The organism is Methylobacterium sp. E-065 (genome assembly GCF_022829605.1).
Lineage (GTDB): Bacteria > Pseudomonadota > Alphaproteobacteria > Rhizobiales > Beijerinckiaceae > Methylobacterium.
The window spans coordinates 11,905-33,625 of record NZ_JAKSYD010000231.1; the positions used below are offsets into that span (position 1 = coordinate 11,905).

Annotated in this window: 25 protein-coding genes; all 25 read right to left on the minus strand. The window is 69.2% G+C overall.

The window, feature by feature from the left end; genetic code table 11:
• The gene (locus MKK84_RS27155; protein WP_243925067.1) at positions 1–711 is read right to left on the minus strand and encodes a YmfQ family protein; all 711 of its coding nucleotides are present in this window, start codon (positions 709–711) and stop codon (positions 1–3) included.
• Complete coding sequence (locus MKK84_RS27160; RefSeq protein ID WP_243925069.1) at positions 708–1,781, minus strand: baseplate J/gp47 family protein; 1,074 nt, start codon at positions 1,779–1,781, stop codon at positions 708–710. The genes MKK84_RS27155 and MKK84_RS27160 overlap by 4 nt, the downstream gene beginning before the upstream one ends.
• Before the next feature lie 73 nt (positions 1,782–1,854).
• Positions 1,855–2,379, minus strand: coding sequence for a phage GP46 family protein (locus MKK84_RS27165; RefSeq protein WP_243925071.1), 525 nt, complete (start codon positions 2,377–2,379; stop codon positions 1,855–1,857).
• Between the two features lie 235 nt (positions 2,380–2,614).
• The gene (locus tag MKK84_RS27170; RefSeq protein WP_243925072.1) at positions 2,615–2,848 is read right to left on the minus strand and encodes a hypothetical protein; all 234 of its coding nucleotides are present in this window, start codon (positions 2,846–2,848) and stop codon (positions 2,615–2,617) included.
• Positions 2,849–2,867: 19 nt separating this feature from the next.
• The gene (locus MKK84_RS27175; RefSeq protein WP_243925074.1) at positions 2,868–3,947 is read right to left on the minus strand and encodes a phage baseplate assembly protein; all 1,080 of its coding nucleotides are present in this window, start codon (positions 3,945–3,947) and stop codon (positions 2,868–2,870) included.
• Between the two features lie 25 nt (positions 3,948–3,972).
• Positions 3,973–5,100: a phage baseplate assembly protein gene (locus MKK84_RS27180; protein ID WP_243925075.1), complete on the minus strand. Its 1,128-nt coding sequence runs from the start codon at positions 5,098–5,100 to the stop codon at positions 3,973–3,975.
• Positions 5,101–5,104: 4 nt separating this feature from the next.
• A complete protein-coding gene (locus MKK84_RS27185) occupies positions 5,105–7,582 on the minus strand; it encodes a hypothetical protein (RefSeq protein WP_243925077.1) in 2,478 nt (825 codons plus the stop codon).
• 127 nt (positions 7,583–7,709) lie between these two features.
• Positions 7,710–8,048: a phage tail assembly protein gene (locus MKK84_RS27190; RefSeq protein WP_243925078.1), complete on the minus strand. Its 339-nt coding sequence runs from the start codon at positions 8,046–8,048 to the stop codon at positions 7,710–7,712.
• 14 nt (positions 8,049–8,062) lie between these two features.
• A complete protein-coding gene (locus MKK84_RS27195) occupies positions 8,063–8,737 on the minus strand; it encodes a hypothetical protein (RefSeq protein WP_243925079.1) in 675 nt (224 codons plus the stop codon).
• Positions 8,738–8,741: 4 nt separating this feature from the next.
• Entirely contained in the window at positions 8,742–9,218 is a 477-nt protein-coding gene (locus MKK84_RS27200) for a DNA circularization N-terminal domain-containing protein (RefSeq protein ID WP_243925080.1), read from the minus strand.
• A 26-nt stretch (positions 9,219–9,244) separates the two neighbouring features.
• Positions 9,245–9,604 (minus strand): phage tail tube protein, encoded by a 360-nt coding sequence (locus MKK84_RS27205; RefSeq protein WP_243925081.1) that lies wholly within the window; start codon positions 9,602–9,604, stop codon positions 9,245–9,247.
• A gap of 67 nt (positions 9,605–9,671) precedes the next feature.
• A complete protein-coding gene (locus MKK84_RS27210) occupies positions 9,672–11,198 on the minus strand; it encodes a phage tail sheath C-terminal domain-containing protein (RefSeq protein WP_243925083.1) in 1,527 nt (508 codons plus the stop codon).
• 6 nt (positions 11,199–11,204) lie between these two features.
• Complete coding sequence (locus MKK84_RS27215) at positions 11,205–11,468, minus strand: hypothetical protein (RefSeq protein ID WP_243925084.1); 264 nt, start codon at positions 11,466–11,468, stop codon at positions 11,205–11,207.
• A gap of 37 nt (positions 11,469–11,505) precedes the next feature.
• Positions 11,506–12,096: a hypothetical protein gene (locus MKK84_RS27220; protein WP_243925086.1), complete on the minus strand. Its 591-nt coding sequence runs from the start codon at positions 12,094–12,096 to the stop codon at positions 11,506–11,508.
• Positions 12,096–12,449 carry a hypothetical protein gene (locus MKK84_RS27225; RefSeq protein WP_243925087.1) on the minus strand — a complete coding sequence of 118 codons (354 nt, stop codon included), beginning with the start codon at positions 12,447–12,449 and terminating at the stop codon, positions 12,096–12,098. The genes MKK84_RS27220 and MKK84_RS27225 overlap by 1 nt, the downstream gene beginning before the upstream one ends.
• The gene (locus MKK84_RS27230) at positions 12,446–12,688 is read right to left on the minus strand and encodes a hypothetical protein (RefSeq protein WP_243925089.1); all 243 of its coding nucleotides are present in this window, start codon (positions 12,686–12,688) and stop codon (positions 12,446–12,448) included. Before MKK84_RS27230 ends, MKK84_RS27225 begins: the two co-directional genes overlap by 4 nt.
• A gap of 67 nt (positions 12,689–12,755) precedes the next feature.
• Positions 12,756–13,094: a DUF2190 family protein gene (locus tag MKK84_RS27235; RefSeq protein WP_243925091.1), complete on the minus strand. Its 339-nt coding sequence runs from the start codon at positions 13,092–13,094 to the stop codon at positions 12,756–12,758.
• An 80-nt stretch (positions 13,095–13,174) separates the two neighbouring features.
• Complete coding sequence (locus tag MKK84_RS27240; protein ID WP_243925094.1) at positions 13,175–15,736, minus strand: HK97 family phage prohead protease; 2,562 nt, start codon at positions 15,734–15,736, stop codon at positions 13,175–13,177.
• A gap of 11 nt (positions 15,737–15,747) precedes the next feature.
• Positions 15,748–17,346 carry a phage portal protein gene (locus tag MKK84_RS27245; RefSeq protein ID WP_243925095.1) on the minus strand — a complete coding sequence of 533 codons (1,599 nt, stop codon included), beginning with the start codon at positions 17,344–17,346 and terminating at the stop codon, positions 15,748–15,750.
• A gap of 12 nt (positions 17,347–17,358) precedes the next feature.
• Positions 17,359–17,601 (minus strand): phage head-tail joining protein, encoded by a 243-nt coding sequence (locus MKK84_RS27250; RefSeq protein WP_243925096.1) that lies wholly within the window; start codon positions 17,599–17,601, stop codon positions 17,359–17,361.
• Positions 17,601–19,601: a terminase gpA endonuclease subunit gene (locus tag MKK84_RS27255; RefSeq protein ID WP_243925099.1), complete on the minus strand. Its 2,001-nt coding sequence runs from the start codon at positions 19,599–19,601 to the stop codon at positions 17,601–17,603. Before MKK84_RS27255 ends, MKK84_RS27250 begins: the two co-directional genes overlap by 1 nt.
• A 55-nt stretch (positions 19,602–19,656) precedes the next feature.
• Positions 19,657–20,256 carry a hypothetical protein gene (locus MKK84_RS27260; protein ID WP_243925100.1) on the minus strand — a complete coding sequence of 200 codons (600 nt, stop codon included), beginning with the start codon at positions 20,254–20,256 and terminating at the stop codon, positions 19,657–19,659.
• A gap of 177 nt (positions 20,257–20,433) precedes the next feature.
• Positions 20,434–21,162, minus strand: a complete 729-nt coding sequence (locus tag MKK84_RS27265) for a hypothetical protein (protein WP_243925101.1) — start codon at positions 21,160–21,162, stop codon at positions 20,434–20,436.
• An 83-nt stretch (positions 21,163–21,245) separates the two neighbouring features.
• On the minus strand, positions 21,246–21,461 hold the full coding sequence (locus tag MKK84_RS27270; protein ID WP_243925102.1) for a hypothetical protein: 216 nt from the start codon (positions 21,459–21,461) through the stop codon (positions 21,246–21,248).
• Positions 21,462–21,463: 2 nt separating this feature from the next.
• The coding region (locus MKK84_RS27275; RefSeq protein WP_243925103.1) for a hypothetical protein at positions 21,464–21,721 on the minus strand (258 nt) is incomplete at its 5' end.

Sequence of the window (21,721 nt, forward strand, 5' to 3'; positions counted from 1 at the left end):
TCAGGCGGTGGTGAGCCGCAGCAGGCGGTCGTGGCCGAAGGTCGAGCCACCGAAGTTCGCCCGGCGCTGGACGAGCGTCGCCGGCGCGCCGTAGGCGAAGAACAGCTTGGTGTGCGCGGGCTTAAGGCGTCCGAGGATGCACTCCAGGTCCTCGGCCTTGCGGATCGCCAACAGCGGGTCGCGCCCGAAGGACGAGAGGCCGAAGCGCGCCCGGGTCAGGCGCTGGCCCGTGACCGTGACGGTCCAGACGTAGCGGAAGGCTGGCGGGTTGAGCCGCCCGCGCAGGCCGCCGAACGAGGATAGGCCGAACTGTGCGGCCCGGTATTCCTTGATCGTGATGGCGTAGCCCAACGCCGCCGCGATCCCGATGAAGAACGCCTGGGACTGGCCGCCCTGCATGGCGATCTTCTGCGCGAGCCGCTGGCGGCGCTCGGGCAGCGTCTGCACCACCGGCACGCACGGATCGGGCAGGCCGTAGGCCCGCTCCCAGTCGGAGAGCAGCTCCAGGGTGAAGCGCGGGTCGGTCTCGATCTCCAGGAGGTCGGCCGCGCGCGGATCGACCACCGCACCCCAGATTTCTGCCTGCCCCCGCACGAGCTGCATCAGCGTCGAGGCGGGGTCGCGCGACCAGGCCGCGCCGGTGGGCAGCAGGCGGCTGAGCGCCTGCGCGTAGTCCTCGCCGTCGCGCCGGATGAAGGCGTCGTCGCTCATGCGAACGCGATCCCGCCTTGGAAAGCCGGCCGCAGGTTGGCGATCGCGCCGGCGTTGGCCATGACGAAGTCCCCGGTGGCGAGATCGAAGGTCGCGTCGCCCACGGCTTCCGTGATCGCGTCGGAGATCCAGCAGGCGAAGATCGTCTGCCCGGGCGCGGCCTTCTCCAGAAGCATCGCCTGAAGCGCCGCGGCGATCGCGAGCCGGGTGGACGGCGTGTCGTTCGACAGATTGAGGATCCGGGGTACGATCCCCTGCGGGATCGCAGCCAGGACGAACAAGTCGGCGACCGTCACCGGCCGGACCGTATCGAGGTAGGCCTTGGCCAGCGCGCAGTCGTCCGGCGTCGGCAACCCATCATTCGAGGCGCGGAGCTGATCGCAGGCGAAGCGCACCGTGACGGTGCCGACGCCCATCTCCATGGGCGCGACCCAGACGCGGGAGACGCCCGGCAGGGACAGGGTCCACTGCTCGTAATCCGTGGCGCACCCGCCCATCGGCGGGTTGCGGATCCGCAGGAGGATCCGGGCCCGCAGGTCGTCGTCGCCCTCGGTATCGGCGCCGCCATCGATTAGGACGGCGGTGGCCTGCGCGTTGACGTTCGAGGCCGCGACCGTGATCGAGAGCAGCGCGCCCGCGTCCCGGTTGCCGATCGCGCCGGCAGTTAGACAGGTCACCGCCACGGGCGTGGCGAGCGCGGACAGGTAGACGTCGGCCGCCGTCTGGTACTGGACCCCGTCCGAGGTCGCGAGCGGCGAGCCGGCGGGCAGGAGCGTGCCCGCCGTGCCGGTGACCGTGATCGTGCCGGAGGCGAAGGTCGCGGCCTTGCGCCCGCCGAACAGGATGTTCGCCCAACGGTCGAGCCAGCCCTTCTCTGCCAGATCCGGCAGGAAGTTCCGGGCGAGCCAGGCGAGGTATTTGAGGTTCAGGAACGCGCCGCCGGCATTCTGGTCCGAGAGCACCCGCAGGGCGCTGTTCGGCACCGAGGCGTCGGCACCTTCCAGGAAGGCGGCCAGGAAGTCGCGGTTCTGCCGCCGGACGGTCGGCAGGTCCGGCAGGTTGAACGGCATGGATCAGCCTCAGGCGCGCCGCGGTGCGGCTTCCAGCGGGACGGCTCGGGCGGTGGTCGAAGGTGGGTGGGCGTCAGCCGGTCGGTGCGGAGACGACGACCCCTGCCCAGAGGTCGGAAAATTGCAGGGCCAACAGCAACTCGTCGCCGCGGTACATCACGATGCCGGCCTCGATCCGCTCGACGCCGGCGCGGACCACGGTGACGTCGAGGCGCGTCGCGATCTTTCGGTCGAGGAACGGCTGCAGCGCCTCGCGGATGTCGTCCTCGATCTGGACGGTGGTCGAGCCCTTGCGGGCCGCTGTGCCGGTGATCGTGGTCCGGGACCGGAGCCAGAGCTTCGAGCCGATCGGCCAGCCGTCCCAGATCTCCTCCGCGTCGAGGTCGCCCCACCAGCCGCGGCGGTCGGTGTCGCGCGAGTCCGGCAGCTCGTCGTCCGGACCGGCGAGCGCGTCGGTCATCAGCGCGATGGTGACCGCCGTGGCGAGCTCGTCCGAGGCGTCGAGTTGGCCGGCGGCCGTGAGCAGCAGGTCGAGATCGACGGCCTGGAAGGGCTGGCCCGGGGCCGTACCCTTCTGCGTGATCCGGACGTCGGTCACGCGCGGCTCTCACCGACCGCCATATCGCGCCCGCGGGCGTGATCGAACTTGTACTCGCCGCACCGATCGGTGCCGAGCACACCCGGCCAGATCGCCGCTTTCACCACCGATCCATCGGCGGGACGTGGCGCATGCCTACGGCAGGCGCCAAACTCCGCTGGCAGTGCGTTGAGGGCGAAGTGTTGACAGCTGGCGCATGAGGGGGCCGGCCGAGTGAAGGGGGCGCTCATAGAGCTTACTCCTGGACGCGGACCGCGTTGAGGCGGTGGACGTAGGCGGCGGCCATGTCGGCCAAGAGCTCGCCCAGCTCGTTGAGAGGCAGGTGAGCGAAGTGCATCGGGGCCGAGGGCACGCCGCCGTCGCGCTTGCGCTGGAAGCTCTTGAACGTCGCGACCACCGTCGAGACGCCGTAGACGTGCTCGGTGGTCACGCCCGCCAGCGCGAGCGGCGAGTATGTCGGGTCGGCCATGTTCGCCTCGTAATGGATCTTAGCCCGGGCCGCCGAAGCGCATCGACTTCGTCAGGCCCTGCACGAGCCGCTTCTGCGGCTCTAGGAAGTTCAGCGCCGGCCCGGCCTGATCGGCGAGCCGCTGGAGCGTGCCCCGCAGGTTCGCGATCTGGCCGATCACTGGGTTCGTGCCGGTGAGATGGGCGATCTGGTCCGTCAGCTCGGCCGCCTTCGCGGCAATCGCCACCTCGGGGCCGCCGCTGGCGTTCAGCGCAGCCAGCTCGTCGACCAGGCCGTCGACCGTCGCGACGATCGGGTTGTTGGCGATCAGGCCGGCGATCTGCGCCTCGATGCTCTTGATCAACCCCTCGACGTCGCCCGACAGGAGGCTCGCCATCCCCATCAGGCGGCTCGGGTCGAGGAAGGCTTTCAGCCCGCGCTGGATGGCGTTCTGGAGGTAGCCGGTGAGCTTGCCTTCGGCCAGCGCCTTCATGGCATCCAGGCCGGCCGGGAGGCCGCTGAGAGCGGTCGTGACCTTGGTGGCGATGTTGAGGGCTTTCAGGCCCGGGACGAACTGCTCGACGTTGTCGCGCAGCATCGACACCACGTTGTGCATCGCATGGTGCGAGTCCTCGACCTGCGACAGACGAGCGGCGAGGCCCTTCAGCTGCTCGTTCAGCTCGAAGTCCCTGGTCTCCGGCTTGACGGCGCGGCCCGAGCCGTCGCTGCCGCCCGTGATCGTCACCTTCTTGCCGGTCTGGTTCACGCCGTCACGGGTCAGGTGGGTGTGCTGACCCTGATCGTCGTGGTGCGAGCTCTCGCCCGGCTTCAGGTTCTTCGGGCGGTGACGCCGGTCGGCGATCGCGATCACCACCGGATGCGAGCGCGAGCCGCCGAGGAATGCGACGAGGGCCTCCGCCGCGCCCTTGCTGTCCGGAGGCAACGGGACGTGGGTGACCCCGTAGCTGTGCCAGTGCTCGATACCGCTGAAGGCCTCGCCGAGCAGGGTCTTAACGTCGACCTCCTGCATCTTCGTGCCATCGCTCGCCTTCGAGAGCGTCGCGCGCGAGAACGCCAGCATCGCCCCGCGGGCGGCCGACGAGAGGGTTTTGCGGATCATGGGGCCTCGACAACGGGCGCTCGACTTATGCGGAGCCGGCCTGAGGCTGCGCCGCCTGATAGTTGCCGGAGAGGATGTTCGGCGCGGGTCCGCGTGTGGCGTCGTTGCCGGGCAGGATGTTGAGCGCGTTCGGCAGGCACAGGCTCAACGTCGTCAGCGTCTGACCGGGCGCCGTCTGGGAGAACACCACCTGCCGGATAGCGAGATCGACCTTGCCGTCCGCGTTCGGGAACAGCATCGGCGACTCGACCGTGCAGTGGTCCGCGACGTCCCAGAGCTGACCGTCCGGCCGTTTCCAGCCCGGCACGACGATCACGCACTCGACCTCCCGCGCGATGGCCTCGGCGACCTCGCGATCCGCCCGGGCCTGGGCATCCTTCGTGTCCAGCGGCTCCTCGGCGACCATGATGATCTTGCGGTTCTGTCGGACCGCCGGGTTCACGGCCTCGGCTGAGATCTGCGCGACGGCCGCGCCGTTCTGCTCGTCCGTCCCCCGGTTCTGCCCAGACGCCTGGTAGCGCCCAAATGACCCTTCAGACTTGAGCATCGCGCTCGCGGAGAGGATGTTCTGCCCCTCCACGAAATCAGCGACCGAGGCTCCGCCGCCCATGACGGACGACATGACCAGGTTGCCCTTGGCGTCGTCCGTGAAGAACACGCCCCGCATGCGGCCCAGGCGCTCGATCGCCTCCCAGGCCGTCTCCCCGTACTGGACGCGGAACTCCTTGATCGCCTTCTGTGCCTCGGCCGGCAGGTTCTTGGTGACCAGGTTCACACCGTGCGGCTTGATCAGCCCGCGCACGATCTGGTCGATCTTGTAGCCCTTGTACTCGGCGGCGTCGGCCGAGCTGTCGACGATATCGCAGGTCTGCGAGCGCCCCTGGACGATCACCTGATGCTGGTTGGCGTCGTATCCAGCGTTGCGGACCTCGATGAACCCGTTGATGATCTGGATGCCGGCCAGGAAGATCTGCGCGCGATCGAGGGGCTTCAGCCGGATCGGCCGCTTGTTCTTAGCCGTCGCGACCTCGGCGCAGGAGAAGGCGAAGTCGCTCGTGGGCGAGCTGTACGTGCGCGTGACCTGGACGCTGGTCCAGTCTTCGTAGAGTTCGCCGCCCGCGGCGATACGGGCGACGAGGTTCGGGTCAGGCATGGGATCAGGCCTCCGCGGATGCCATGGAGTGTCCGCGGTCGAGCTTCACCGACTTGACGATACCGCCACCGTTGAACTCGGTCTTGGTGCCGGCCGGGAAGCCTTGGAGCCGGATCGTACCGTTGATGTGGCCCTGCTGGCCGCTTTGGCCGCCGGCCCCGCCGACGACCCCCGCCTCGCGAGCCTGTTTGAGCATCCCGCCGGGCACCCTACGGCGCTCGTCGTTCGGATCGGCGAGGATGTCCGGTCGTCGACCGCCGGCCTTGGCCTCCTCGCGCCTCTTCTCCTGCGCCTCGACATAGGCGCGGTAGCGCTCGGCCGCCTCGTGGGTGTTGAACTGCGTGTGGATGTGCCCGCCTGTCGCATGGCCCGACGGGCTTCGGTACTCGTCCATCACCTTGAAGTCGCGGTCGGTCAGCCCTGCGTCGCGCAACCTCTGTCGGATCGCCTCGGCCGCTTCGATGGATCGCCGTGCATCGCGCAGCGTGATGTCGCCGGCCAGCCCCTTCGTGTGCATCGATCCAGGGTTCGCCCGGTGATGGAAGCGGTCGTTGAGCGCCGTGATCCGGTCGAGACCACCGGGCAGATCGCCGTCCTGGATCCGCTTGAGGAGCTTGGTCAGGCCCGACGCTGAGGCTCCGCCCGCGGTCGCCTCGGCGCTCTTCACGCGTAGGCCCGCGGTATCACCCTCCGGCACGTAACCGGAGTCGCCCCAGTTCGAACCGGCATCACGGTCGCCGTGATAGCCCATCCAGTTACGGAGCCAGGACCGCCCGTTCTTTTTCAGCCCCTCAGCGATCCAACGGACCTGATCCGGGATCGTGCGCCGATTGCGGACGTCGAGCCCTGTCTCCTTCTCGAACTGCACCCCGAGGCCGCGGCGGCGGTTGAGCTGGAATGGCCCCCAGGAACTCTCCAAGGCATCGTCTTTGCGATCGTAGGCGGCATCCGGGTTGCTGCCGTTGTTCCGCTTCCCGCTCTCGCCCGCACGGATACCGTGCATGATGCGCGGGTCGATACCGGCCTTCTTGGCCTCTTCCTCGATCAGCTTTGTCAGGCTGCCGGCCGAGCTCCCGGTCGGAGTGCCACCACCCGTTCGATCGCCGGCCCCACCCCCATCCTCACCACGATACCGCCGGAACGATCGAACGCCGGCGCCATAAGGACTGCCGGGGCCGAACCCTCCTGCGCCGCCGCCGAAGCCTCCGCCGAACCCAAGCGAGGCCTTCTGGATCAGGCCGCCGAGGCCGCCGCCGGCCGAGCCGTCGAAGCTGACGCCCTGTCGCGTCGCGCCATCGCTCCTCAGCTTCCGCAGCTCCTCGTTGAGCTGCCGGATCTGCTCGGAGAGGGACTTGATCGCGCCCTCGTCCTTCAGGGGGAAGCGGCGCTGCTCGTAACCCAGATCGTCCCGGGCCTTGTTGAGCCGCGCCTCGGCGGCCGCGATCTTGTCGGCCCGCTCCTTCTCGGCCGGCGACTGCGCGACCTGACCTCGCATCTGCGCGTCGAGCTGTTCGTCGAGCGGCGTCGCAGGCTTCGAGGGCGGAGCGTTCTTGCGTTGCCCAACGCCGAGGTCGGTCGCCTCGTCGATGGTTTTCAGGGCGTCGACCGGGTTCCCATTGCGGAACTTGTCGTACGCCTCGGCAAACTTACCGAACGAGTTCGAGAGCTTGTCGACGGCGTTCGCCATCTCCCCGAGCAGGCCCGGGGCCCAGGTCCGCTTCATCGTCTCCACGGACGTGTCGAAGCGGTTAAGCGCGTCGGTCAGCGCCTTGGACTGCTTCTCCAGCTCCGGGTTGGGCTTGCCGATGCCCGACGCCTGGATCTGTCGCCACGCATCCTGGAGCGCCTTCGGCCCGTCCGTGAACAGGCGGGTCATGGGGCCGAGGCCGAGGCCTTCCGCCCAGCGCTTCTGCTCGATCGTGTCGCCTTGCTTGCCCAGCCAGCCGAGGGCGTGGCCGAGCGCCTCGACGTTGTCCTTCGAGCCGCGCAGCTCCTTCGCGAGCTCCGGCGCCTTCTGGCGCAGCTCACCGTACATGCCGCCGATACCGTGGCGGATGTCGTACATGGTCTCGGCGAAGCTGTTCAGCGCGCCGGTCGTCGCCTCAGGAGCGATCTGGAAGCGCTTGCCGAGCTCCTGTAGCTCTTTCAGCTGGCCCGCGGCGATCCCGGTTTCCCGGGAGAAGTGCCGCATCTCGACCTGCGTGCGCGCGAGATCGCGCATGCTGGCCGCCAAGCCCGCCACCGAGGCGATGCCGGTGAGGCTGCCGAGGCCGAGCATCCCGCCGATGCCGCCGACCGAATTCAGCTGCGCCCCGGTCTGGCGCAGGCGCGTGATCGTCCCCTCGATGTCGCTGAAGCGCTTGCGCAGGTCGTCGAGACCGGGGACGCGGGCCGTGTTCGCCAACTCACCGCGCAGCTTCTCCAGAGGCTTGGAGAACTGATCGTCGACCGAGGCGACGATCCTCAGCTTGTCGTCGGCCACGGCGGTCCCTCAGGTCAGTCGTCCGACGCCTCGCGAGCCGCTTCCAGCTCATCCATGGTCTTGTCGAACAGGTCGAACAGTTCGGGGATCGGCTTTGCGAGAAAGCCGCTCGGATCGCAGCGGAAGGTCAGTCCGAGCTGGAGGGCGCAGCGGATGGCTTGGGGTCCGAGCCCGGAACGAAAAAAGGGACGACCGCCCAGGCCGCGGCCACCCAGTCGGACGGGGGCAGCTTGCCGATGAAAGACGGCGGCTGGCTGGCGAGGCGACCGAGGAACGCGCTCATCGCGGTCGGGTGAAACACCGGCTCGAAGTCCTTCCGCGCCAGGTTGATCGTGACCGGCATGTGGTCGAGGGCCATGAAGTCGGCGGCCACCGGCTCGCGCATCTCCAGCACCATGGTCACGTCGCCGTCGGGCAGCGTCCACGGCTTGCTCAGCGGGACAACGATGGGCTTGGCATCGGACAAGGGTTCGCTCCGGGTCAGGAGGACAGCGCTCGGCCCGAGGCCGGCATGAACAGGGGGTGGACCGTGTCGCGGTTCTCTGCGAGCAGCTCGTCGGCGCGGCCGGCATCGCCGAACAGGCGGTTGGACAGCGTCAACAGCGGCATGCGCACGGCGACGGTGTAGGCGACGATCCGGGGCAACGGCCGCGCCCGGGCGGTGAGGTCGCGCACGACGGCCGCGTGCATCGCCACGAGCGCGCGCCATACGGCGTTGTCGAACCGCCCGGCCGCGAAGTCCTCGGCCGGCACGAAGGCCGCGTTGACCCGCGCCAGCGCCGCCTCGATGTCCTGGCGACTCGTGAAGGTCGCATCCGCCAGGATGTTGGTGATCTCGCAGAGCGCGAACACGGCCGCGGTCTGTGCCACGCGCTGGACGGGGAGATCCGGGACCGTGACGACCTGCGCCTCCTGACGCACGCGGTCCATGCCGGCGAAGGTGGCGCCGGCCGCGGTGGCGGCCGCGAAGCAGGCCCGCAACGGCGTACCGAAGGTGCCCCCCTGAACCCGATCGACCGCGTCGGCGGAGAGCGCGCCGCAGAGCTGGCGCAGCGTCGCCCCGTCCGCGCTCGACGCGTCGACGCCCGAGGCGAGCAGCGCGTCGAGGACGGCTCTCAGCGCCGCCACGGCGATGCGACGCTGCGCGAAGGTCATGCGATCAGGTCCAATCGTCGGGCGTGCCGGCGGACAGCTCGGCCGCAGAGGCCGTGTTCTGAGCCGCGGTTTTTGCCGAGGCCTGCGTATCCTCGGGCCGCGCCTGGGCTGCGGCTCCCGACTGAGACCGCACGAAGTTCATCTCGAAGCGGACGATGCCGCCCTCGTCCTTCGTCTCGACCCGCTGATAGACCTCGCACCGGAGGATCGCCCGGCCCATCGTGGGCAAGACGAGGAGGCCGCCACCTTCCTTCTGAAGCGCAGCCTCCAGAGCGTCGGCCTGCTGAAGACAGTCCAAGCCGATGACGTAGCCCGACACCGTGGCCCGCGAGACCCGGCGCCCGAGGTCCTCGTCGACGCTGCGCTCCGACTTGGCGAACTCGTAGGTGAAGCCGCGGCGCCCGCCGATCCGGGTGTTCGCTTGGACCTTGAACGGCACGCCCCGGAAGGAGGGCGGCCGCTGCTCGTCGCGCCAGGACATCGTTGGCCCTCAGGTTCGCGCCCGGATCAGAGTTCGTCGCAGGAGACGCCGCCCCAGTTCACCCCGACCTTGCCGTCGCCGGTGCTGATCTCGTGGGCCGCCTCGGTCCAGGCGCCCGACAGCACGTAGTTCTTGCCATTGGCGAGTTCGGCGGTGACCGTCACGTCCTCCATCGCATCGAGCTCGGCGATGCTGAGGCCAGCGGTGGTCGAGAGGTCCGCCTTGATGAAAGGGACGCGCTGAGTCTCGATGTAGCCGTGCACGCCGTCCTGGCCGGCGACACCCTCGCGCATGATCCGCGAGGGTGAGACGATGAACGAGCCGCGCAGGTCGTACTGCTTGCCGCCGGCCTTCAGGTAGGCGGTGCCGCCGATCCTCTGACCCATGGTCGGGCCTCCAAAGAAAAACCCGCCACGAAGGACGGGTTACGTTGCGGATTGGGTGGAGGGCCGATCAGGTGCCGGAGGCGCTGAGCGGGAACTGGAGCCGGAAGCTCGCCTTGATGTTCAGGCGCCGGAGCTGGTTGACCAAATCCGGGGGATCCGAGATCTCGACCGTGTTCGGCTCGGTGTTCGAGCGCGTCACGGAGAGGTTGGCGATGTAGAGCGCCGCGTTCTCGACGAGCCCGTCGGCCTCCATGTCCCGGTACTCCGAGACCATCTCGGCCTTGATCATCAGCGGGGTCACGATCGGCTTGCCGGCGCCGAACTTCGTCCCGTCGTTGGCGAGCGCCGAGCGCGGGAAGACGTTGGTCAGCCGCTGCCGGACCCGGGTGTAGCGCTCGTCGAGCGTGGCGAGCGTGGTCACCAGCTCGTAGGCGTTATCGGCCTGGCCGTAGCTGTTCTTCTGGTAGTTCGTCTGCTCGCGCAGGATTATCGGCTGGCCCGTGGAGCCGCCGTAGACGTCGGTCCCCTGGATCGCGATGCCGACTTGAGCGAGCGAGTTCAGCTGCGCCTTGTTCCAGCGGTAGTCCGCCGGCGCCGGTAGCACGCCGATCAGCGGCAGCGTCTGGAGGGGCTGGGCCGCGTAGGCGTTGATCGAGAAGGCCGCGGCTGCGGTGTAGGCGGCGGTCCACTCCCAGCTCGGGGACGGCGATTGCTGCTCGAAGCCCATCGTGGAGATCAGCGCCGAGTTGTTCGACTGCCCCCACAGGAAGGTGTCGGCGTAGAGACCGCGGCGGGCCGAGAAGATCTGGCCGTAGCTCTGCCGGTACGGACCCCAGCGCCCGCTGTCGGTGAAGCCGTATTCCTGGTCCCACACCGCGTAGGAGCCGCTGTCGTGGAAGCCGAGGCCGACGAACTTGAACGGCCGGTCGAGGAGCGCCGCGATCGCGTTGGTAAAATCCGGGGTGCCCGTCCCGCCCGCGAGCAGGTTGCTGGTCGGGTAGGTGAGCGCCAGGCCGGCCGGCAACTGCTCGCCGCCGTAGGTCCCGAGATAGCTGTCGAGCACCGTCACGCTGTTGCCGGTCAGCCCCTTCCACTTGCAGGTCAGGGTGACGACCGCGCCCGTGACCGTCGCGGTGACCGGCAGATCCGGGGTCGCGTTGATCGCCGCGGCGATCTTGATGGCTACCGTCGCGGTGGTGTCGGCCGAAACGATCGCGACCTGCAGCTTCTGGCCGGCGATGTAGAGCGCGAGCGTGCCCGCGACCGACGGCGCGTTGGTAACCGTGATGGTGCCCGTGGCGGCGACGCCGGCGGCCGGCTCCGGGATCGGCAGGCAGATGATCGGCACGCTGGTGACACCCTTGAAGGCCGTCTTGAACATGCGCGCGAGCATGGAGCCGGCGCCGAACTGCGCGTCGGCGTCGTTGTTCGTGCCGCAGGCCACCGCCACGTTCGGCTTGGCGGCGGCTCCGGTGAGGAGGTGCCCTACGAGCAGCATCCACTTCGGCGAGACCGGCGTGCCGGCCTGCGAGGGGTCCATCTGAACGTTGGGGCCCGGGAGCTTGTAGTTGTCCGGGATCGTGGTGATGCCCATCGCGGCTTAGCCCTGGTGCTCGGTGGCGGCGGGAGCGCCAGCGGGCGCGGCGGAGGTGTTGGAAGCGGCATCGGCCTCGACGGGCGCGCCGCTGTCGTGCAGGTCCTCCAGGAGGCGGATGGCGCCGTCCCGGGCGAGCGCGAACGTGAACTGGTCGGCTGGCCAGCGGGCGGTACCGTCGGCCTCGAAGCCGGTCTGCGACGGGAAGTGCTTGAGCGCGCGGAAACGCGCCTCGGTCGCCTCGACGGCGACCGTGGTTTCACCGGCCATGGCGGGATCCTCTGGGGTAGGAGCGGCGCGGGCCGGCTCAGGTCGTGGGGATGTCGATCGTCAGGTCGATCGCGGTCGTGCCCAGGCCGGCGCCGGCGGGGCGGGCGGTGATGAGCACGTGTTCCAGCACGTCGTCGAGGTCCGGATCGTAGGACGTGCGGAACACGAAGGTCAGCTCGACCCGCCCCTCGGCGAAGTACGAGGCGCCCTCCTGCGGGAACAGGCGGCCGCGCCGGACCTTGGTCACCGCCTCGAACAGCGGGTAGCGCTCGGGGTCGTCGAGGGCCTTGGACGGGTCGATGCCACGCACGAAGGTCGGATCCTGCAGGAGCCGCTTGCGGATGCCGTTCGTGGCCTTGTCGAGCTCGTCGTCGAGCTGCTCCGGCGGCATGTAGCCGACGCAGTACGAGATCCCGATCGTGACCTCGTTCATGAACCGGGGCTGGCCTTGGTTGGCCTCGTCCTCGGGGCTCTCCAGCTCGTCGGCGATCACCACCAGAAGGGCGGGAAGCTCTTCCTCTTGGAGCTGCGGTCGGACCTGACGGCGGAAGCCGTTGACCGGCAGCCAGTCCTGTCCCGTGAGGCGCTCGATGATCGCCTCACGGATTTGGGTGGCTTCAGACGGCATCAGGCGCCCTTCGGCTTCTTCTTGAGGGTGAGCGTCGCGCCGCCCTGGCCGTCCGGATCGACGTCGTCGATCCAGAGCTTGCCCTCGTCCGGATACGAGCCGGCGGCGGGCACCAGGATCTCCATCCCCTGGACAGGCCGGACCGGCCAGTCGGCCAACCGGATGCCTAGGGTGATCGTGGTCGTGTTGAGGCTCTCGTTGGGCCCCAGCGGCACATCGACGTTGCGCACCGACCAGACGCCCGAGGCGGCGAACGGCGGCTTGGCCGGTCGCGAGGCCAACGGTGTAACGGTCACCGGGCGCCCGAACGTGGCGATGCCCGGCCCGAGGGCGAGCGCGGCGAAGTCGATCACGCGGCGGCCTGCTGCGTCTTCGGCTTGGCAGCCTTGGCGTCGGCTTGCGCGGCGGCGTCGGCCAACACGGTGTCGTCGGCGCCAACTTCGAACCGACGGATCAACTGCTCCTGGATCCGAGCTTCGGTCCAGGCATCGTAGGTCCAGACGCTGCCGTCGGCTTCGAGCGCGCCATCGACAGGGTGGACGAGACCGACGTGCTCGTCGGCGGTCGGCAGGACCTTGATGGAAACGCTCATGGCTAGCTCCAGCGTACGACGGGAAGTCCGAGGTCGCGCCCGGCGAGGATCACCGAGCCCCGGCGCCTCAGGACGGGGTCTGGCCGAGCAGAACCGGGCCGATCGAGGACGGGTTGGCGGCGACGTCGGCCGCGTAGCCCACCGGCAGAAGCGCGCCGGAGTTCACGTTGGTGACGACGCTGTTGGCGGCGTCCCAGTACAGGCTGTCGCCCTGGTTCCAGGCCTGCGCGTTGGTCTTGGGCAGGCTGAAGATGCCCTTGCGCCAGAGCGCGAAGGTCTCGCCGACGAGGCGGGTCGAGCCGCAGACGCCGAAGATCTTGCCGACCACGAGGGGCTGGCCGCTGAGGACGCCGCCCGCCGGCGCCACCACGTTGAGCGCGTCGCCGTTCTGGAGAAAATTCTTCATGGGATGAGTTCCGGAAGCTCGGGGAACGGATCGGCCGGCGCTCGGAGGTCGAGGCCGGCCGCGAGTTCGGCGGGGTGCGATTACTGCGGCAGCGCGCCCGGGTTCTTGTAGGCGCCGCGGAAGTCGATCGCGCCGCACGCGAAGTCGTGCTCCAGGGAGATCTGGACGCCCTGCGTGCCGAAGGGCTCGAAGGTCTTCACCCGCGGGCCGTTCGAGCCGTTCAGGAAGCCGTGGACGAAGCACGGGACCTGGGCCGGGTCGGACATCAGGTACCAGCTGTTGTCGGTGATGTTGGCGTCCGACACCGACTGCAGCTTGCCCGAGAACGGGTTCACCGAGGTGGTCAGCTGCGGGCTGATGCTCGCGACCAGCTGGTCGGCTGAGGTCTCCTGGTTCGGGCCGGTCAGGATGATCCGCGGCGGCACGTTCAGGAGGAAGCCTGAGAGGGACTTCATCCCGCGGAGCGCCGCGCGACCGGCGCCGACGTTCGGCACCGAGATCACGCCTGCGGCCGCCGCGAGGTTGTTGTGCTTGGCGTGCCAGACCGCGGTCCCGTCCTGGATCAGGGTCGGGTTCGCGTTGAACATGTTGAAGAAGGTGACGTTCTCGAACAGCCGGACCGCGTCGCCGGACGAGCCGAGGATCTGGTCGATGGCGCCGAGCTCGTCGTTGACGATCATCTGCCGCGAGATCGGGAAGATGACGCCGTAGGGCACGAGGGAGATGTTCTCCCCGCTGTCGGCCGACGTGCCCGCCTTGAGCTCACCGGTCTGGGTCACCGGCTGCAGCATCGGGAACTCGCCCGCGCGGATCATCGGGTGCGGGCGGAAGTCGTTGAACTGCCGCTCGATCGAGATCCGCTTGTAGGTCGGCTCGGCGAGCTCGTAGCGGGCGAGCAGGCTCTTGTTGAGCACGTTCTGAAAGATCGCCGGGAAGTCCGAGGTGGACTGGAAGGCGCGCTCGACGATGTCGATGGCCTGCCGGGCGGTGCGGATGTTGCCGCGGTGGCCGACGCACTCGGCGGCGATCTCCACGAAGCCCATGCCGGCGTAGGCTTCAGCCCGGGCCGAGTGCTTCTCGACCCACTGCTTGTCGACCTTGCGCTTGGGCGCGTAGTCCATGCCGTCCGAGCCACGCGAGGCGAGCGTACGGGTGACCAGCGCCAGCGTCATGGCGTCGGCACGGCCCTCGCGCTCGTCGCGGCCGAACTGGATGCGGCCGGCGTCCGAACCCTTGTGGGAACCCCTCACGGCGGTCTCCTTGCTCTTCTCGGCGAGCTTGTCGAAGGCGATCTTGCGGAAGGCCGCGGCGCTCAGGCCGCGGGTGATGGCGTCGACCACGTTGAGGGTGACGCCCTGGCCGCGCGCCTGCTCGGCGATCGCGGCGAGTTCGGCGGCGTGCGCCTGCGTGAAGGCCGGCTTGGCCGCGCGCTTGCCCTTGGTTGGGGCGGTGCGGGTGGCACCGCGGCCGCGCGGCGCGGCGCGGGTGTCGTCGTCTTCCATCTCGCCGTCGCGCTCGGCCTTCACCGGCTCGTCGCTCGGCTCGCCGTCGGCATCCACGAAGTTGCCCTCGGCGTCGACGTAGTAGCCGTCCTCGTTCACGTCCGGCGCGCTGCGCTCGGCTTTCACCGGCTCGTCGACGGGGTTTCCGTCGGCATCCACGAACTCGCCGTCCGCATCGACGTAATAGCCGTCCTCGTTGACGCTGACCTCGGCGCGCTCGGCCTTGACCGGCTCGTCGACCGGGGCGCCGGACGCGTCCACGAAGTTGCCGTCGGCATCGACGTAGTAGCCATCCTCGTTCACGGTCGGCTCGGCGCGGACCTGGCGCTTACCGGGGGCATTCTTGCCGGGCGCATTCTTGCCGGGGGTGTGCTTGGCCATACGCTTGTCCTCTTTGGGTTCGGGCCAAGCCCGCTCGTGCGGTCCGGTGGAGCCGTACCGGTAGGTGATCGAGGCATCGCCCCGGGTGACGGTGATCTCCTTCGCGCCGCGGCCCATCGGGCTGGCGCGCAGGTCGGGACCTGCCGTCGGATCGGCGGCGCCCTCGTGGGCGCGCACCATCGCGGCGGGATCGGCGGGGACGGAGACGAGCGAGGCTTCGAGCAGCTCCCAGCGCGTCGCCGTGAAGGTCAGGCCGTCGTCGACGTCGAGGATCTGCTTCTCGGGGTCGATCACCGTGCCGTCGGCGTCGGTGATCTCCCAGCCGTCGACGCGGTAGCCGATCGAGATGCCCTTGATCTCGCCGCGGGCGACCATGCCCTCGGCGGTCTTGCCGGCCTCGGTGGCGGCGAACTTCGCCCGACCGAGGATCCGGCCTTCCGCGAACCACACGTCGACGATCCGCCCCAGTACCGAGCCGAGGCCGTAGCTGTTGTGGCTGTCGAGGAACGGGATACCGGAGGACGCGAGACGATCGACGCAGACCGCGGCCTCGTCGGTCGACAGGCGCTCGGTGCCGTACCAGCGCACGACGTCCGAACCCTCCGAGAGGATCAGCTCGATCGTGTGCTCGTTGGCGTCGTAGCTCGCCGGCGCGACCTCCAGGAACCGGCGCCCGCGGGTGCCGAGCGCCTTGAGGTCGATCGGGCGTGCGGAGCCGCCCGCGGCAGCGGCGCGCTGCCCGGTCTTCTTCGTTGCCATGGGGGGATCCGTCAGTTGGAGGCGGACGCCGTGATCGGCTCGCCGAAATCGTCCTTCAGGGGCTTCGGCTTGCCGCCGGTCGGATCACCGCCGGCGCCATCGCCGCCCGCGTCCTGCAGCTTGCCGGACTGGTCGGTGCGGCGCGCGTCAATGTCGTAGGCGAGCCCCAGGCGGTCGGCGCGCTTGTAGAAGGCGGCCGTCATGTCCTGGACCTTGCGCCAGTTGTTGCCGAAGCTCGCGACGTATTCCTGTGGGCTGATCCGGCCCGTGCGGGCCGCCTTGATGTCCGCCTCGATGTCGTCGTTCGGGTTGATCGGCTCCCAGGCCGGCGTCATCCACTGCGCCCGGTAGGGCTCGGCGCGGGCCGGGAGCAGCCCCGCGAGCACCGCGCGGGACACGAAGCGGTCCCAGGTCCGGTTGCAGACCTGAGGGATCACGACGTGGTTCTGCAACTGCTCGGTCAGGCGCCGGAACTCGACCTTGCCGGCCCGCAGGCTGGAGAAGTTCGCGCCACGCAAATCGCCCGAGATCTGATCGTAGGTGCAGCCGACGCCGGCCGCCATGGCCTGCAGATTGAAGAGGAGGATCGGCTCGACCTGCGTGGTGCCGGTCGGGGCGGCGAACTTGATGTCCTGACCTGACCGCAGCTCTTTCAGCATGCCGGGTTCGAGCGAGGTCAGCTGTGCGTCCGGGTTCGCCCCGTCGCGGCCGGCGAGCCCGGGCCGGGCCGGGTCGAACATGTCGACGCCGGCGTCGTCGTTGTTGGTGACGAAGCCGGAGAAGCAGGCCTCGACCCGCGCCTTGACGTTCACAGCATCCAGGAAGTCGGCGAGCTCGCGCGACGTCATCAGGATCGGCGCGAACCACGACACGCCCCGGACCTGCCCGGGCCGCAGCTCCTTGAACAGGTGGATCAGCTCGTTCTGCGCCACGAAGGCGGACACGCCCGGCCGCATAGCCGCGGTGTTGATCTCGCCCGGGTGGTTCGGGTTGAGCCACAGGCCGATGCGGCGGTCGTACTCGCCGAGGCCGACGCCGAGCCGGGTGTGCTCCAGTCCCTCGGCGCCGGCCTGCCCGTCGTTGCCGTAGATCCCGTCCCGCCACTGGTCGATGAAGTCGCTCTCCAGCAGCTGCAGCTGGAGCGGTACGCGCCGCGGATCGTCGAATGGCCGGTCGATGAAGCGGATCACGCTCTCGCCGGACTCGACCATGCCGCGCACCGAGAGCGCCTGCATCGCGTAGAAGCCCATGCGGCCGGTGACGTCCGCCTGGCCCTCCCAGTCGCCCCAGAGGTCCTCCAGGCGGCGGTCGAGGACGTCCGAGCCCGTATCGGGGATCGGCGTGATGCCCGTGCCCACCACGTGCGAGGTGATGATGTCGAGCATACGCGCCGCGTAGGGCGTGTTGCGCGCGAGATCCCGGGCGCGCGAGCGCAGCGGGCGCAGCGCCCCCTGGATCTCGGCGTTGGCCGAGGTGTTGAGCGCCTTGAACGAGGACGCGCGCCGTCCGACGCTGGCGCCCTCGTAGATGCGCAGCGCGTGGCGGGCGCGAGCCCGGGACAACGCCGTGCGCGGCGCCACCCAGCCGATCGCGCGGTCGAGGACGTTCATCGGGGCGATCCGCTACCAGCCCGACCGGAGGCAGCCGTCGGCTGAGATCCCACCGGGGAAGCCGCGGTCGTGCGCCACCAGGATCGTCGCGGACTTCTGCGGGTCGAGGCCGAGCGCGCGCCGGATGATGGAGCGCACGCGCAGCATCTCGTCGAGCGAGCGATAGGTGGCCGTCTTGCCCTCGTAGGAGACCGACGTGACGCCGGCGGCGATGCCGGCCTCGATCGCGTCGAGCTGCGCTTGGCTGAAGGCCATCAGTCTCTCCGGCTCATCCAGCCCCCAGGCCGGCCTTGGTTGATGAAGCCCGAGTGCTGCGGGCGGGCGTAGGCGGGCGCGGGCGGTGGTGGCGCCGGTACCGGGGCAGCCTCTGCGACTGGGGCCGGCGGCGCGTCCGAACCGGGCGCGGTCTCGCCGTCCTCGGGAGCAACCGCCTCGGGCGCGGCCTCAGCCTCCTCAGCCTCGTCCCGCTCCGGCATACGCCCCAGCGCCACGTACTTTCCGCTGAAGGCCTGCAGGCCGCACATCGCGACGTAGGCGTAGACGAAGCACACACCGGCTTCGTGGGCGGCCTTGGGCTTGTCCCATTCGGTGTAGCCGAGCCGCTGATGCACCACGAGTTTCTCGCGGGTCAGCTGCTCGAAGTACTCGGCGTCGATCGGCCGTGAGCCCTTCGCCGGCACCACCGGAAAGTGGACGTAGCGTGGGCCGGGCTCGACGAGCGCTAGGGACCCGTAGGCGAAATCACGGGCAGCGTTGCCGCCGACCATGTACCAGGACGAGCCGAGCTTCGAGGACGGCAGCCGCGGCCACACCTTGGTGCGAGCGCCGCGCGCTTCGGACTTGCCCTTGATCGCCCACACCCTGCGGCGGCGGCGCTCGGTGCAGAACGCGTAGGTTTCCGAAGTGTGGTGACCGCCTGAGTCGATGGCGGCCGCGCTGATCCGCATCTCGGACCCGTCGCTGCGCTTGAACCCGCGCAGCAGCAGGCGGTCGAGGTTGCGCCAGACCTCCGGCTGCGCCGGGTCGCCCGGCAAGACGAACTGCCCGATGAGCGCGCATTCGAGGCCTGCACCCCAGCCCCAGACACCGCCCTCGATGCGCGCATTGGCGCCGGACTGGACGTCACCGCCCAGCGTGAGGGTTCTAACCCAATCGGGCACCTCGGCGCCGTAAGCCTCGCGCCGTTCCAAGAACACGTCGGGTTTGATCTCCTGGCCAAAAGTCTGCCGGTGCGGTCGGCCAAGGCGCAGGTTGTTGAACGGCTGGACGAGGTTCGCCGGATCCTCCAGCGCCTCCAGCCACTCCTGCACGATCACGGGCCAGGCCGCGTTCGCATTCAGCGACATGCCGGTCCAGAGGTGAAAGCCGGCGTGCCCGGGCGTCTTCGGCGTCGCCGTGGCGCGCCACTCGCCGCGGGCGTCCATCCAGGCCTTGCGGCCCTCGTCGATGATGCAGCCGCAGGTGCCTTGGTACCAGACAGACTTGAGCGTCCCGTCCTCGTTCAAGTCCCACTTCAGACCGTGCGATGACTTCTTGCTGCCCCAGTCCAGATACTGCCAGCCAGCGAGCTCTCCGGCATGCTCAGAGCATTGCGGACACGGCACGAAGTAGCGCCGTTGGTCGGAGGCCAGCCACAGCTTCCAGACCCGGCTCGTCGACTCCAGGAGCGGCGTCGAGCCGCGTACCATCTTCCTGTTGTAGAAGGTCTCGCCGCGCGTCCAGAACAGCTTGAGCTTGTCGCCCTGGGTCTTGGCGCCAGGCGTCCAGCCGTCGCCATCGATCTCGTCGGCGAACATGAACCGAGCCGAGTAGCGCCGGAACGCATCGTCAGAGGCGGCGCCGACGACCCGCACCAGCGCGCCGTTCGACATCTGGTAGAAGGTCGCCGAGTCCTGCTTCTCGCCTTTGCGGACGGGCCGCAGCATCTTCGCGAGCACCGGGGTCTCGCGCAGCATCGGCGCGATCTCAGTGCCGCCGAACTCTTCGGCGTCGTCCTCGACCGGCTGCGCCACCGCGCAGAGCGTCGGGTCTTGATGGAGATGGTAGCCGATCGCCAGCGTGGCGAGTCGGGTGTAGCCGACGCGGGCGGCCTTCAGCACGGTGACCAGTGGCAGGGTCGGATCGCACATGGCGTCGATCAGGCCGCGCTGGTACCCATAGAGGGTCACCGGTCCGCTCTCAGCGCCCGTGCTCTTGGGGATCCGCCCGAACTCTTCCGCCCATTGCGAGCCGGAGAGCTTCGGCTTCCGGGGCACATCTGCGGCGACACAGCGGAACGCTCGCCGGAGCGGGGTTCGACCGTGCCCGTACTCACTCCGACGATGCTGGGCCAGCCTCTCCGACGCCGACATTCTTGACCTCACCGGTTCCGGGCCAGCGACTTGCGAGTTCGGCGTCCGAGGCTTTGAAGCTGCGGGTCAGCTCAAGGTGGACCATGTCCTCGATCTCGGCGGCGCTGGTCATCGTGGCCGCGCGCGCGGCGACCTTCGAGGCCATGTTCGAGAGACCGGTCTTCAGGACCTGGCAGAAGCTTGCGATGTCCGCTTCGGCGTCGGCTCGCGCTACGACCGTGCCGAGCGCCTCGTCCGCCGAGATCTCCGCCGTGATCGCGTTGGCGACCGCACGGCGGCGATCGGCCTCTTCCTTGGCGATCTGGCCGGCCTCCCCCTGATAGCCTGCCACGGCGTTCTGCACGGCGCGGGACATGCGCCACTCGACGACTTCGGAGAGGGAGAGCTCCCACTCGACGCCGCGGTCGCGGTCTGCGCGCTGGATGACGGGACAGCCGTCGTCGATCCACTTGGAGACCGTGTTGCGGTGGACGTCGAGCAGCGCCGCGATCCGCATCAGGCTGAAGGGCCCGCGCAGGCCGTCGGCTCCGCCGGCGGAGGGGGGTGCTGATGCTGCCATCGATTTCAAAAATTCTCAGAGGGTGAACCAATGGGGTCCGAATTCCCCTCACCCCGACCCCCCTCCCGGAAGGACCCTGGGGTTTTGGCCCTTGGGGGGGTACCCCCTCGGGGAGGAGGGGTGCCCTCCGGATGCCCTCCGGAGGGCCTGCGCGGCCCGGTGGCGGCCTCCGCTCGGTCAGCCCTTCCGACGCACGTCATTGACGACGAACCGCTCCCAGGCCGCCCGGAAGTGCTTCCGGTAGGCAACGGGCACCACGGCGCCAGCCTTCTCGTAGTAGGGGAAGCGCTTCTTGTAGCTGACGCCCTTCACGAACAGGAAGACCGGGACCGCAAACTTGTCCTTCTGCAGGTAGATCCCGTTCGGCGCCTTCCCGTGGTCGCGGAAGACGACATACTCGACGTTCCGCCCGGCGTTGCGGCGCTTCGAGCGCGCCGTGGTGTTCTGGTGCCGGTCCGACTGGGCGCCGAGCGCCGACAGCATGCGGGTGAGGAAGGCGCCCGACACGTTGCCGTTGCCGTCCCGCGGGCAGCGCGTGCTGGGCACGGCGAACTCGCCCGCCAGCATCAGGCCCTTGCGGATCAGCAGGACCTCGAACCGCTTGTGGCGGCGCGTGCCGCCGGCGACCTGAGGGCCCAGATACTTCCAGGCCGGGATCGAGCCGTTGCCTTCCTTAAAACCGAGCTCCGCCTGGAGCCGCTGCTTGGTGGCCGGCCGGACCATCAGGCTGTTAAGCGTGAAGTTCGACGGCTGGTCGAACACGGACCGTATGGTCTCCCGCTCGGCCTCACGGGCATCCTTCATCGCGTTGGTCAGCGCGAAGGCGGCGACGAACGGCACCTGCTTGGCAGCGCGGCCGACGGCCTCGGCCTTGAGGCCGAACTCGCTGGCATCGAGCTTCAGCATGGGCCTAACGGGTCAGCGGCCGATCCGTGTCGATCACAACGACCTTGCCGCTGACCGGATCGAGGATGCGGATAAGGGCCATGTCAGGCCTCCACCAAGCTGGGTTCGTTCTGTTCCGCCAGCCGGACGCGCATCGCCTCTTCCATCCATCCCACTGCGTCGGTCAGGCGGGTGAACGCCGCCAGCAGCTGCGTCTCGTACTGATTGCGCGGGAAGGCGGTGACGATGTAGCCGCCGTGCGGCAGTTCCTGGATGCAGAGCGCCTTGGGCCGCTCGGCGATGGGGTTGCGCTTGGCCATGATCAGCACCCCTGCATCGGCTGCGGCACGTCCCGGCTCTGTTGCACCAGGCGTGTGGCCGGCCGCTCGACCGTAAGCTCGGCGGCGTTGTCGAGGACCAGGACGGTGACGTCCCGGACGCCGGCGGCCGCGCACATTCGGATCAGGTCGTCCTGCCACTTCTTGGCCGTCGCCGACTGCAGCTTCTGCGTGGTGCGCAGCACGAGGATGTCGCCGTGCCGAACCTCAAGGCGGTCGAGCTGGCGCTCCATGTCGTCCGC

Bases quoted from the DNA above. Each gene is read 5' to 3' on its own strand.
- MKK84_RS27155 (WP_243925067.1), bottom strand. From the start codon at position 711: ATGAGCGACGACGCCTTCATCCGGCGCGACGGCGAGGACTACGCGCAG.
- MKK84_RS27160 (WP_243925069.1), bottom strand. From the start codon at position 1,781: ATGCCGTTCAACCTGCCGGACCTGCCGACCGTCCGGCGGCAGAACCGC.
- MKK84_RS27170 (WP_243925072.1), bottom strand. From the start codon at position 2,848: ATGGCCGACCCGACATACTCGCCGCTCGCGCTGGCGGGCGTGACCACC.
- MKK84_RS27175 (WP_243925074.1), bottom strand. From the start codon at position 3,947: ATGATCCGCAAAACCCTCTCGTCGGCCGCCCGCGGGGCGATGCTGGCG.
- MKK84_RS27180 (WP_243925075.1), bottom strand. From the start codon at position 5,100: ATGCCTGACCCGAACCTCGTCGCCCGTATCGCCGCGGGCGGCGAACTC.
- MKK84_RS27195 (WP_243925079.1), bottom strand. From the start codon at position 8,737: ATGACCTTCGCGCAGCGTCGCATCGCCGTGGCGGCGCTGAGAGCCGTC.
- MKK84_RS27200 (WP_243925080.1), bottom strand. From the start codon at position 9,218: ATGTCCTGGCGCGACGAGCAGCGGCCGCCCTCCTTCCGGGGCGTGCCG.
- MKK84_RS27205 (WP_243925081.1), bottom strand. From the start codon at position 9,604: ATGGGTCAGAGGATCGGCGGCACCGCCTACCTGAAGGCCGGCGGCAAG.
- MKK84_RS27210 (WP_243925083.1), bottom strand. From the start codon at position 11,198: ATGGGCATCACCACGATCCCGGACAACTACAAGCTCCCGGGCCCCAAC.
- MKK84_RS27215 (WP_243925084.1), bottom strand. From the start codon at position 11,468: ATGGCCGGTGAAACCACGGTCGCCGTCGAGGCGACCGAGGCGCGTTTC.
- MKK84_RS27220 (WP_243925086.1), bottom strand. From the start codon at position 12,096: ATGCCGTCTGAAGCCACCCAAATCCGTGAGGCGATCATCGAGCGCCTC.
- MKK84_RS27230 (WP_243925089.1), bottom strand. From the start codon at position 12,688: ATGAGCGTTTCCATCAAGGTCCTGCCGACCGCCGACGAGCACGTCGGT.
- MKK84_RS27235 (WP_243925091.1), bottom strand. From the start codon at position 13,094: ATGAAGAATTTTCTCCAGAACGGCGACGCGCTCAACGTGGTGGCGCCG.
- MKK84_RS27240 (WP_243925094.1), bottom strand. From the start codon at position 15,736: ATGGCAACGAAGAAGACCGGGCAGCGCGCCGCTGCCGCGGGCGGCTCC.
- MKK84_RS27245 (WP_243925095.1), bottom strand. From the start codon at position 17,346: ATGAACGTCCTCGACCGCGCGATCGGCTGGGTGGCGCCGCGCACGGCG.
- MKK84_RS27250 (WP_243925096.1), bottom strand. From the start codon at position 17,601: ATGGCCTTCAGCCAAGCGCAGCTCGACGCGATCGAGGCCGGCATCGCC.
- MKK84_RS27260 (WP_243925100.1), bottom strand. From the start codon at position 20,256: ATGGCAGCATCAGCACCCCCCTCCGCCGGCGGAGCCGACGGCCTGCGC.
- MKK84_RS27265 (WP_243925101.1), bottom strand. From the start codon at position 21,162: ATGCTGAAGCTCGATGCCAGCGAGTTCGGCCTCAAGGCCGAGGCCGTC.
- MKK84_RS27270 (WP_243925102.1), bottom strand. From the start codon at position 21,461: ATGGCCAAGCGCAACCCCATCGCCGAGCGGCCCAAGGCGCTCTGCATC.